This is a genomic window from Halothece sp. PCC 7418 (genome assembly GCF_000317635.1).
Classification (GTDB): domain Bacteria; phylum Cyanobacteriota; class Cyanobacteriia; order Cyanobacteriales; family Rubidibacteraceae; genus Halothece.
The window spans coordinates 3,759,820-3,771,271 of record NC_019779.1 but is presented as its reverse complement, the minus strand read 5'-3'; the positions used below and the strand labels follow the sequence as shown (position 1 = coordinate 3,771,271).

10 protein-coding genes are annotated in these 11,452 nt (G+C 43.4%); 6 read left to right on the top strand and 4 right to left on the bottom strand.

Translation table 11 applies throughout. The annotated features are described in order from the left end of the window. Positions 1 to 145: 145 nt before the first annotated feature. Positions 146 to 724, top strand: coding sequence for a YdcF family protein (locus tag PCC7418_RS17230; protein WP_235620812.1), 579 nt, complete (start codon positions 146 to 148; stop codon positions 722 to 724). Here the strand turns inward: PCC7418_RS17230 and PCC7418_RS17225 are convergent. The 3 genes from PCC7418_RS17225 to PCC7418_RS17215 all read right to left on the bottom strand — a co-directional run bounded on the left by PCC7418_RS17225 (position 633) and on the right by PCC7418_RS17215 (position 3,038). Continuing rightward, on the bottom strand, positions 633 to 968 hold the full coding sequence (locus PCC7418_RS17225; RefSeq protein WP_015227465.1) for a DUF2288 domain-containing protein: 336 nt from the start codon (positions 966 to 968) through the stop codon (positions 633 to 635). The genes PCC7418_RS17230 and PCC7418_RS17225 overlap by 92 nt on opposite strands. Positions 969 to 1,058: 90 nt before the next feature. Beyond that, positions 1,059 to 1,982 carry an HpsJ family protein gene (locus PCC7418_RS19585; protein WP_015227464.1) on the bottom strand — a complete coding sequence of 308 codons (924 nt, stop codon included), beginning with the start codon at positions 1,980 to 1,982 and terminating at the stop codon, positions 1,059 to 1,061. Between the two features lie 150 nt (positions 1,983 to 2,132). Beyond that, positions 2,133 to 3,038, bottom strand: a complete 906-nt coding sequence (locus tag PCC7418_RS17215) for a LysR family transcriptional regulator (RefSeq protein ID WP_015227463.1) — start codon at positions 3,036 to 3,038, stop codon at positions 2,133 to 2,135. Positions 3,039 to 3,142: 104 nt separating this feature from the next. On the opposite strand from PCC7418_RS17215, the gene PCC7418_RS17210 reads away from it, so the two are divergent. From PCC7418_RS17210 to PCC7418_RS17200, 3 genes are read left to right on the top strand one after another with little or no spacing between them, the layout of a single operon-like run. Next, a complete protein-coding gene (locus PCC7418_RS17210; RefSeq protein ID WP_015227462.1) occupies positions 3,143 to 4,972 on the top strand; it encodes an NAD(P)H-quinone oxidoreductase subunit F in 1,830 nt (609 codons plus the stop codon). Positions 4,973 to 5,020: 48 nt separating this feature from the next. Continuing rightward, positions 5,021 to 6,559, top strand: a complete 1,539-nt coding sequence (locus PCC7418_RS17205; protein ID WP_015227461.1) for an NADH-quinone oxidoreductase subunit M — start codon at positions 5,021 to 5,023, stop codon at positions 6,557 to 6,559. 23 nt (positions 6,560 to 6,582) lie between these two features. Beyond that, positions 6,583 to 7,875 carry a CO2 hydration protein gene (locus PCC7418_RS17200; RefSeq protein WP_015227460.1) on the top strand — a complete coding sequence of 431 codons (1,293 nt, stop codon included), beginning with the start codon at positions 6,583 to 6,585 and terminating at the stop codon, positions 7,873 to 7,875. Positions 7,876 to 7,956: 81 nt separating this feature from the next. Here PCC7418_RS17200 and PCC7418_RS17195 read toward each other — a convergent pair whose 3' ends face one another. Then, on the bottom strand, positions 7,957 to 9,957 hold the full coding sequence (locus tag PCC7418_RS17195) for an NAD(P)/FAD-dependent oxidoreductase (protein ID WP_015227459.1): 2,001 nt from the start codon (positions 9,955 to 9,957) through the stop codon (positions 7,957 to 7,959). 153 nt (positions 9,958 to 10,110) lie between these two features. Here PCC7418_RS17195 and PCC7418_RS17190 point away from each other — a divergent pair, with 153 nt between their 5' ends. Then, positions 10,111 to 10,356: a hypothetical protein gene (locus PCC7418_RS17190; protein ID WP_015227458.1), complete on the top strand. Its 246-nt coding sequence runs from the start codon at positions 10,111 to 10,113 to the stop codon at positions 10,354 to 10,356. Positions 10,357 to 10,375: 19 nt separating this feature from the next. Further along, positions 10,376 to 11,338 (top strand): DUF362 domain-containing protein, encoded by a 963-nt coding sequence (locus PCC7418_RS17185; RefSeq protein ID WP_015227457.1) that lies wholly within the window; start codon positions 10,376 to 10,378, stop codon positions 11,336 to 11,338. The last annotated feature ends 114 nt before the right edge of the window (positions 11,339 to 11,452 follow it).

Sequence of the window (11,452 nt, the reverse complement as noted above, 5' to 3'; positions counted from 1 at the left end):
GTTGAGAATTGGTTGTGCTAGAAAAGCGCGATCGCGCTCCTTGCCTTTTTCTCTGCGATCCTGTAAAAATAAACTCAACTGTGGATGTGGTGATGAGGAAAAAGTGAGCAAAAAGCGGAAAAAACTTTGGTTTGGACTGGTCTTGATGCTGGCAATTGCAAGTTGGGTTGGGTATAAGCAGTTACGCAGTTGGTTGATGCGTCCAGAAGCGATCTTGGTGTTGGGTGGGGCCGAAGAAAGGGAAAGGTATGCAGCAAAATTTGCCAAAAGACACCCTAGTTTACCGATTTGGGTGTCTTCTGGTAGCCCTCGTTGGTATGTGGAACAACTCTTTGAACAAGAAGGAATTGCACGCGATCGCGTTCTTTTAGATTATCGAGCGCAAGATACTGTCACTAATTTTACCACCTTAGTGGATGATTTAAAAGCGCAAAGGATTGATAGTGTTTATTTAGTGACTTCAGAAAATCATATGCCACGAGCCCGAGTCATCGGCGAAATTGTCTTTGGTAGTCGAGGAATTACCCTGAAACCAGTAGCAGTGCCAACGAATTCTCCTTCAGAATCGTGGCAAAAATCTCTCCGTGATGGCTGTCGGGCAGTGCTATGGGTCACCACTGGGCGCACTGGGGCTAGTCTGCGGGATCCGAATCGGTGGCTGCGTCAGTGGAATCTACCGGAAGTTCTTGCACCAGAACATAAGGCTGAACGATCAAAGTATTAAAGGCTTTTGTCGGCTGGGCATTCCATAAGGAGAGTTGATTCGCCGAAGGTTTCTTTAATAGCTCTTGTTGAATCCACTGTTGCACAGATTCAATCTCATCATGCGCGATCGCGCTGCCCACTTCCACAAGATCTAAACTGGGAGAAACAATAATCAAAGCATCTCGTTTGGCGTGGGGTTGTAGTGCATCCCAATTGGCAGGTTCTAAACTTTCTGCAAGTGCAGTTTTAATATCTCGGGTCATGATGATTAATAATGATACGCTATTTATTATTGTCTAGCAGACCTTTATCAATCACAAGCTGTCATCAGTCTAATGACCCCGTCACATTCTTTACCAAGTATCAGTGGGTTGCTCTTTTAGGGCCTTGACCCAATGGGTTTCCCACCACAGACGAATTAAAAAAACGCTGATCAGTAATGCCCCGAAATGAGTACGAACACTTTGGCGGAATAACTTTCGGAAACGTTCCTCTTTTTGTTTGGTTGCTCGTTCTTGAACTTGTTGTTTCTGTGCTTCTATTTCTTGAATTAAAGCTCTTTTTATATTTTCAGAATTAGGATTTTCTTGAAGACCAAGAGCTTCCCCTACTCGTTGCAGTTGGTTGGGATCAATCTGTTGTGTCCTCACCGCATTTTCTAGACGATCCAGTTGTTGTTGTCGCTCTATTTTTTCGCTAGAAATTTCAGCAAATGTATCAGTATTAATGCGGTAGGTATTGATCACTCCTAAAGGAATCAGCAAAATATAGAAAATTCCCAAACAGAGGGTAAGTGATCTTAAGAAAATTAAAAAATTGACTTCTAAGCGACGGATATAGATACGGGTTGGTAAAAACACAAGAATCAATCCCAGTAAAAAAAACCAGGAATTACTAACCAAACTTTTAATGGCTTGCAATTCCCACTCGGGATTAGTCAATTTCGGTGGGTAAATAATGAGAAAATAATCAAGGGCAGAAGCTAAAACTAAAATATATCCTAACCAGTTCAGGAGAATAAAAAACCCTTGGCGATCTTCAATCAGAAAAAAAAGATTGGCAAAAGGTTGACTCAGAGAAGGAAGTTTCAACTCTAGAGGAGGAAGCTCTGGAAGCCTAAATCTTGGCAGTTCTAGAGGACGAAGTTCTGGAAGCCTAATGCGTGGTAAATTGAGGGAAGGGAAACGATGCCAAAACAGCCGACGGCGAGGCTGATTCGATTTACCTTTAGTTTGAGCGGGCAAGAGGTTACGAAAAAAACGGTTAATCTTCATCATTAAATCACGGGTCTGAAACCCCGTCGTTTACAACGTTAGTTTTTGGAAATAACACTACTCCTTCCCTATGGGGAGCGTCAACTTTTAACGAGGGCGCAACAGTCCCTCATCTCAGCATAAGCCAATTGCACGTAGTTGATCCGATTATTCCTAGCTGGTCACGGATAGCTGATGATCGGCTTCGAGGTAGTCTAAAAATGTTCGAGCGACAACAGAAGGTTGTTTTCCTGCAGGATAGATAGCATACCAATTGCGTTGAATCGGTAAATGTTCCACATCTAAAATGGCAAATAAGCCCGTATCTTTTTCGAGGGTGAGGGTATGTTGGGATAACACAGAAATCCCTAATCCCCCTAAAATCGCTTGCTTAATCGCTTCGTTACTCCCTAATTCTAAGCGCACTTTCAACTCCAGATCGTGTTTGTGAAAAAGTTCTTCGAGGGCTTGGCGGGTTCCAGAACCCGGTTCACGCATGATAAAGGGCTCTTCGGCGAGACGTTCAAAGGGAATCTTGCTTTCTTTGGCGAGGGGATGATTGGCAGGCGCGATCGCGACCAGAGGATTTTCTAAGATACGATGGGCAGTCACATCAACGGTGGAAGGAAGCTGACTGAGAATATAAAAATCATCTTGATTATCGGTGAGATATTGTAGAATACGTTCATGGTTGGTGAAGCGTAACGAGAGTTCAACGCCTGGATACTTTTGGCAAAACGGGCCAATAATGCGCGGTAAAAAGTATTTGGTGGTGGAAACGGCGCTAAGATTGAGTTGTCCTTGTTTCAACCCTTTCATGTTCGCGATCGCGCTTTCAAATTCCCCTAACTCGCTAAAAATGCGCTGACAACTCTCATACAAAATTTCTCCCGCTTGGGTTAAATACAACCGTTTCCCAATCTGTTCAAATAAAGGCAGTCCGACGGCTTTCGTCAGTTGCTTCATCTGCATCGACACGGTCGGTTGCGTCAAAAATAACTCTTCTGCAGCTTTTGTAAAACTCAAGTGTTTGGCTGCAACCACAAAGACGCGGAGTTGATGGAGAGTCGCGTTTTTCATTATAGAATTATTGCTATCATTTACATTCTAATTATCAATTTTACATTATATTTTATTTCACCTAGTATAATCGTAAAATCGGTTATGATAGCAGTTTTTAAAAAATGAGTAATGTTCTCAATACGATCTGGTTGATTCCTTGCTATCCCTTACTTGGCATGGGATTAAGCATTTTTTGGTCTCCAGGCCTTTCCCGCCGAACAGGACCGAGACCTGCGGGATATCTCAACGCCTTTATGACTTTCTTGGCGTTATTACATAGTATCTTGGCGTTTGCAGCAATTCAAAATCAGTCCCCTGAATACTTTAGTGTCAGTTGGCTAGATGCTGCAAGTTTACAAATTGACTTTGAATGGTCAGTTTCCTTGACCAAAACCGTCGCCCTGATTGTGGTTACAGGTTTAAACCTCTTTGCCCAAATTTATGCCGTCGCCTACTTAGAAATGGATTGGGGATGGGCGCGGTTTTATTCCTTGCTTGCTCTGTTTGAAGCGGGAATTTGTACGCTGATCCTCACCAATTCTCTATTTTTCAGCTACGTAATGCTGGAAATCCTCACCTTAGGCACTTATCTGATTATTGGTTATTGGTTTAACCAATCTTTGGTGGTTACAGGGGCGCGAGATGCCTTCCTGACGAAGCGGGTGGGTGACTTATTCCTATTGATGGGAGTGGTTGCGTTATATCCCCTTGCAGGAACCTGGAATTATCAAGAGTTGACGATTTGGGCAGAAACTGCGGATTTAAGCCCAACCGCAGCAACCTTACTGAGTTTAGCACTGGTTGCCGGTCCTGTGGGGAAGTGTGCTCAATTTCCCCTGCATTTATGGCTCGATGAAGCCATGGAAGGGCCCCTACCAGCGACAATTTTACGGAATGCAGTGGTTGTTTGTACGGGAGCATGGCTTTTAATTCTGGTACAGCCGATTATTGCTATTTCTCCCATTGGAGTCACCACAACCATTACCATTGGTGCGATTACGGCGATTGGTGGCAGTTTAATCGCGATCGCGCAAACCGATATTAAACGCATTTTATCCTATGCCGTTAGTGCGTATCTCGGCTTAGTCTTTATTGCAGTGGGGGTGGGAGAAACTCAAATCGCATTAACTTTGCTTCTCACTTACTCCATCGCAATGGCGTTATTAGTGATGGCAATTGGTAATATTGTCCTTAGTAACGTCACTCAAGATGTAACCCTTCTTGGGGGGTTATGGTCTCGTCGCCCGATTACAGGGTTATCTTATTTAGTTGGTGTGGCTGCGTTTACGGCTGTCCCTCCTCTCGGTAGCTTTTGGACGCTATTTTCCCTAACCGATCATTTATGGACAACGCAACCTTGGTTAGCGGGTGTGGTGTTAACCGTTAATGGCTTAACTGCCTTTAGTTTATTACGACTCTTCTGTTTAGTTTTTGCAGGAGAAACCAAACCGATGACCGTGCGCTCTCCTGAAGAGTTATGGTTAATGGTTTTACCGACAACTGTTGGAGCGGGTTTTGCCTTACATTTACCCCTATTTATGGCAAATTGGGAACTGCTTCCGCAAACAGATAATATTAATTCCATTCCTGTTTTTGCGTTAATGGCTTCTAGTTTAGTGGGCATTGTTAGCGCAGTTTTAGTCTATGGCAATAATCGACCAAAACTGGCGTTTATTCCCCAAGCCATTAAAGATTTCTTTGCTTATGATTGCTACACGGTGAAAGCCTATCAAGTCACGATTGTTTTTGTGGTAAATATTGTTTCCAGAATTATTGCTTGGTTTGATAAATATATTGTGGATGGGTTTGTTAATTTAATTGGCATCGTCACCATGTTGAGCGGTCAGGGATTAAAGTATAATAATTCTGGTGTTGCTCAGTTTTATATGCTTTCCATTATTGCGGGTGTGGCATTGTTTGGAATTATTTTGTGTTTTCCCTTTTTGGTTTAGGGTTACGGTTTGATTTTTTTGAACCAGAGAGAGTTTTAGGAGAAAGTAATGCTGAGTGCTTTATTGATTATTCCGATTGTCGGAGTTTTAATCATTAGTTTATTACCAAGGAAGATAACGGGTGATCGCTTGCGTCAAGTTGCCTTAGCGATCGCGCTTGTGCCTTTTGTTTGGACAATTTATTTATTTTTGCAGTTTGATCTCAATACAGGTGGCTTTCAGTTTTCTGAGTTTTTGCCTTGGTTAGAAACAATCGGTTTGAATTATCATCTTAGTATAGATGGAATTTCGCTACCGTTGGTTTGTCTTAATAGTTTCTTAAGCGCGATCGCGATTTTTAGTACGAGTTCTCAAATTGAACGTCCTCGTCTTTATTACAGTCTTGTGTTGTTAGTGAACTTTGGCGTTGCTGGGGCGTTAATGGCACAGAATTTACTGCTATTTTTCCTCTTTTACGAAGTGGAGTTAATTCCGTTTTATCTCTTGATTAGTATTTGGGGCGGTGAAAAACGAGGCTATGCAGCGACCAAGTTTATTCTCTATACAGCAGTGTCTGGTTTACTAATTGTGGCTGCGTTTTTAGGATTAGCATTTCTCAATCAAACGGGTAATTTTGAATACGAAAATATTACAACATCGGGTTTATCCATTAAAACGCAACTTGTCTTACTGACGTTAATTTTAGTGGGATTTGCGATGAAAACGCCCTTAGTTCCCCTCCATACTTGGCAACCCGATGCCTATGTGGAAGCCTCCCCGCCCATTGCGATTTTATTAGGAGGAATTCTCGCGAAATTAGGGACTTATGGCATTATTCGCTTTGGCTTACAACTATTCCCAGAAACTTGGAATTTAACGGCCCCTGGGTTAGCAATTATTGGGGTAATTAGTGTCATTTATGGAGCTCTAACCGCGATCGCGCAAGCAGATATTAAACGGATGGTTGCTTATAGTTCTATTGGTCACATGGGCTATATTTTAGTCGCCTCTGCTGCGGGCACGTCTTTGAGTGTGTTAGGTGCAGTAGCGCAAATGGTCAGTCACGGTTTAATTCTTGCCCTCTTATTCCAACTCATTGGTACGGTTGAACAAAAAGTGGGAACGCGCGATCGCGCAGTTTTAAATGGTTTAATGAACCCAATTCGCGGTTTACCCCTCACCAGTGGCTTACTGATTGCAGCAGGAATGGCAAGTGCAGGAATTCCTGGATTAGTGGGATTTGTTGCGGAATATATTGTATTTCAAGGTAGTTTTTCCCGCTTCCCAATCGAAACAATTTTGTGCATTATTGCTTCGGGATTAACAGCAGTTTATTTTGTCATTCTTTTGAATCGGACTTGCTTCGGAAAATTGGATAATAATATATCTTATTATCCGAGAGTCTTATGGTCAGAACGATTGCCTGCCCTAATTTTAACCGCAGTTATTTTTGCATTTGGGATTCAACCAAACTGGTTAGTCCATTGGATTGAACCAACAACAACGGATGTGGTTTCTTTACTGTCTCCTCAGATTCCAGATACTTATTCCAGCGCGATCGCATCTTCTGAAAATTCTCAACAACAAACCTTTTACAGTGACCAGTAACCAATAACAAAAGACAAATCACCATGACAACTGAAACGCAAACAAAACTGCCTCCCTCTCAACACGAATTTGCAGATATTATTCACCGCCTCGAAGCAGGTGGCGCAATGCTTCCTGATACCCCCGAAAACTTAATGCAAATTATCGGGATTTATAAGGCTTATGCTGTCCCCATGGACTTCTATTGGCGGGACTTACTCTATATTGCAGAACGAGTTTTTCTTAATCCCATTCCAGCTTTTAAATACTTCCTTCCTCAAGACTATCTCGATCTAGAAAATCATTATGCTGGCGATAATGCTGACTTAAGAGTTTGGCGCGGAAGAGGAACCGCCCATCCCGAACTTTTAGAATTTATGGAGAAGGGAGAAACGAAAAATATTCCCCGTCTCTTTCATCATTTATGGCACGATCGCGTCAATATGGAATTTGCGGAAGCCTGCATGAAAGCCATGTTTTGGCATGGTCGCGATATGGGCTTAGGGAAGTTTGATCAGTATCTTGACAGCGAAGAATATCGGAATAATGCCGATCGCGCGATCAAAGCCTACTTTAAAAACAATCCTTTGATGTTGGGCTTATATAAACTCTTCCCTGAAATGTTCCTCGAAAAAGTGCGAGAAAAGTCTTATTACGCCAATCTCGGACTCTTTTGGGAAGTCATGGCACCTGTTTTCTTTGAAATGTCGGATCGCTATGATGAAGGCACGATCAGCACGGTTCCTGAAGCGATGAACTTCTTAGTGAATGGCATTTTTGCCATTGCAGGTCGCCCCATCTATCATCACGTTTATATTGATGGGGAAATGTATGAAATCATCCCCAAAAGTAAAGGCTTTACTTGGCTCTATGAAGCAGCGTTACCCTATGTGGAAGCGGTTTTTTATCGCACTGCGCCTTTCCGAGGGACAAAATCTTATAACGCCCAAGCCCATGAAGTCCCCGAAAATCAAAAAGACTTCCATTATGGGATTCTTTACGCCGATGTCTTCCCTGTGGGAACGGCTGGCATTCCGCCAACACTGCTGATGCAAGATATGTTGCATTTCCTTCCCGACTATTTGCAAGACTATTATCGTCAACATTGTCGCGGGGAAGAAGATATGTTGATTCAGTTGGGGATTACTTTCCAACGGTCGATGTATTGTGTGACTTCTGCGGTGATTCAAGCGTTACGTCAAGCGTTGCTATATCCTCTTGATGATCCCAACCCGAAACATCTACAAGCCAACCGCCAATTTTTTGAATCGCAGCTTGATCGCTTCAAACGTCCAGAAGCCCGACTGCGAGATATTCAGCGTCAAGATTATCGCTAAAGGGGAGAGAGCTATTTCCTGATACAACTATTAATTGACATTAGTCGTAGGGTGGGCATTGCCCACCCGACAATGCAGTCCTTATTTGGGGCGCAATCTGCCTAAGCCATTCGTTAAGGAGTAGCTAAAACTGAGTCCTTTCAGCCACAGCGCAGGAAATCGCTTTTCCAGCCAAGATTGATTTTTTTCCAGCCATTGCGGAAACCAACCTCGGAATAAGAAACCAACGATCGCGTCAAGGGTAAAGCTGAGATAGCTTCCCACCCAACGGAAAAAGTCTTTTGCCCCTGCTTGTTCCCAAATCCAACGGATTAAAGCGGGATTCATCCAAGCTGCTTTTAAGGCGAGACGATTGAATAAAAGCCAACCTGCGCGATCTTTAATAAAGGTATCTGCGACTGCTGGGGGTTCATTGGCGAGTAAGCCAAAAAAAGTATTCAACATGGCGTTAATGCGCTGGGGAGGAAGGGTTTTCCCTGTAGGGACCATCATTCCTTTAGAAAAGAGCCAAGTTACAGCAACATTGCTTTGATAAGCCCGAACTTGGTTCAGGTGTTTGGCTTCTAATAAATCATGTTTGAGAGCCGTTTCTAGCAAGGTGGTCAGTCGATCTAAGTTTCGCACCAGTGAACCAAACCCAGTAAAAACAAGAGGCGATTGTAACGAGGCTGCATCTCCGAGGGCGAGAAGACGGTCAAAAGCAACCGCGCGATCGCGATCGCCAACGCTAAAATGACCTGGAATATAACCAAAGGTTGCCTTTTTCCATTGCAGTTGTTCCATGTCGCAGCGACGATATTCAGGCAAAATTGTAAAGAAATCTTCATACATTTCTAATAAAGAGCCAGGATTATCAGGATGCACTTGATGATAATGGAAGAGATAAATGGTCAGTTCTTCTTCCGCAGCTGGGAATAACTCCCAAATCAGTTGTCGTCCGCGAGAAATATCCCCATGAGAGTTTAAAACATCCCCATAATCAGAATCCCAAACCCCTTCAGGAAAACCGCTTTTTACGGTTGCGCCTACAGTCGGACAAACACTATCAAACGCCCGCTTCCCATTCAGTTGCCATGCAATCGGAGACGCTGATCCCATCGCATCAATTAATAACCGTCCTACCGCTTTTTTAGGCTTTGCACTGGGTAAATGCTGACAATGAACCGTTACGGCGGTGTTACTCACTTCTGCTTCCACAAACTCGGTTTCATCCCAAATTTCACCCCCAGCAGCGATAAACTTTTCGCCACACATCGCTAACAGTTTTTCTGAGTCGAGGGCAATATTTAAAACCGTTGGCGTGTATAAAACATCCCCTTTCAGATGCGGGGGATTATTACCATCAAAAAACTTATTAAACCCGTCTTTGTATTCTCTGGCAATGAGGCTTTCAAACTCATCACCCGTGAATAGTCCTAAATCAATCAACGCTTGAAACTCTTGGCGTGAAATGTTCCACTCGCGGTTCATGCGTCCAAAGGGGAGACGTTCGAGTAGTAACACCCGATATCCCCGTTGCGCCATGAGTGTAGCACTGATCACCCCTAATGCTCCGCCCACATAGATTAAATCATAATCAGGTGAGTTTTCTGTCTCATTCGTTGTTCGTTTAACGACAGTTTTCGGTTGTTGCGGATTACGAGCTTCTAACCGCCACCGTTGTTCCCACCAATAAGCGCGAGTGAGTGCCGATTCACCATTGGGTATTTTTTGGAAAAAATGGACAGTTTTTGGATATTGTTCAGCAAGTGCGGAAAAAATTGACTCTTGAGAGAGGTCAATCTTAGGGGGTTCGGGATAGGCGGGGGGAAATGCTTTTTGGAGAGCGTTTTTTAAGTTCTGCCCTAAACGGCGAGCAAACGCTGGCGGAAAGTTCCCCCAACGAAAGGCTTTGAGATAAGTAGTGTTTTGCACTGACCAGAGAAAAACAGACAATTCTCCAGATGTGTTCGGGAACTGTAGCCTTAAGCCTTGAGTTGTAGTTTTTTTGCAACTCGTATCAACTTGCCAATTTTTTTGCAACCAATGATAGACGAGGGCGGGATTGCTGACAGGGACTTCGATATAGAGGATTTCTTCCATAATTGTTCGTTACTAACCGTAAATGTGTGCCAAGTTGACAGTCAATAGTGGAGAAAGTACGCTAAACTTTCAGATACTAAAAATTAAAAACGCTTAACAAAAGTTAACTTTCTTATTATTCTTTAAGAAAACACTGTGTATTGTAAACCAGCCATGAATTATCCCATCCCAGCGACCATAGAAGAAATAGAAGCACTGAAAGGAAACCCCGTTGATGAAGAACTGATTGCTGCTGCGATCGCGGGAGTTGTCCAAATTGCGAAGGCACAAGGGCAAACCTTAGACGAACTAACCGCAGAAGTCCTTGCGGATGACCATTGGTTAGATGCGTCTCAAAGACGATGGCTTAGTGATATTGTGGCGCAAGCGTGGAAAAGTCTCTGTCATAATGATCGATAAATTCTATTTTTAGATATCTATGTCAGCAACAGTTAGCTTAATTTCTGCATCTTCCTACGAATCTCCAGCATTAGAAGAGTCGATTCGGCAAGTTTTAGCCCCTCTCGGCGGAATTGAAGCCTTTGTGCAACCAGGGGCAAAGGTTTTACTAAAGCCCAATTTTCTCACTGCCTCTCGTCCCACCAAAGAATGTATCACTCGCCCTGAAGTAACGGCTGCTGCGGCAAAATTGGTAAAAGCTGCGGGAGGAAAGCCTTTTATTGGCGATAGTCCAGCGTTTGGCAGTGCTTATGGGGTGGCGAAAGCAAACGGTTATTTACCCCTTTTAGAAGCATTAGAAATTCCAATCGTTGAATTTCATGGCAAACGCTACGAAACCGCAAGCGAAACCTTTAATCATCTACGCTTATCGAAAGAAGCCATGTCAGCAGATGTGGTGATTAATTTGCCAAAAGTGAAATCTCATAGTCAATTAACTTTGACTTTAGGGGTGAAAAATTTATTTGGTTGTGTGCCAGGAAAAATGAAGGCTTGGTGGCACATGGAAGCAGGGAAAGATAGTCATCGCTTCGGGGAGATGTTGGTAGAAACCGCCAGCGCGATCGCGCCCAATTTAACCCTGATTGATGGCATTATTGGACATGAAGGGAATGGCCCCAGTGCAGGAGAACCCCGCTTCTTGGGCTTGCTCGGGGCTTCTACAGACGTTTTTGCCTTAGACCGCGCCCTCGTTGAAATTCTGAGGGTCAATCCGCAACAAGTGCCGACCCTTACTGCATCTATGCGCCAAGGGGTTTGTCCTGAAATCAATGAAATCAACTTCCCTCTAGAAACAGCAACGGCTTTACAAGTTCAAGATTGGAAACTTTCTGATCAGCTTTATGCCATTGATTTTGGCGCACCGCGAGTCCTACGTTCTCTATTTAAGCATCTCTACATCCGTTGGATTAAAGAACCGATGCAAGCCTATTCTTCTCGTTAGTTATTTGTTCTTGGTTCTTGGTTCTTTGGTAACTGATAACTGATAACTGATAACTGGTAACTGGTAACTGGTAACTGATAACTGGTAACTGGTAACTGGTAACTGGTAACTGGT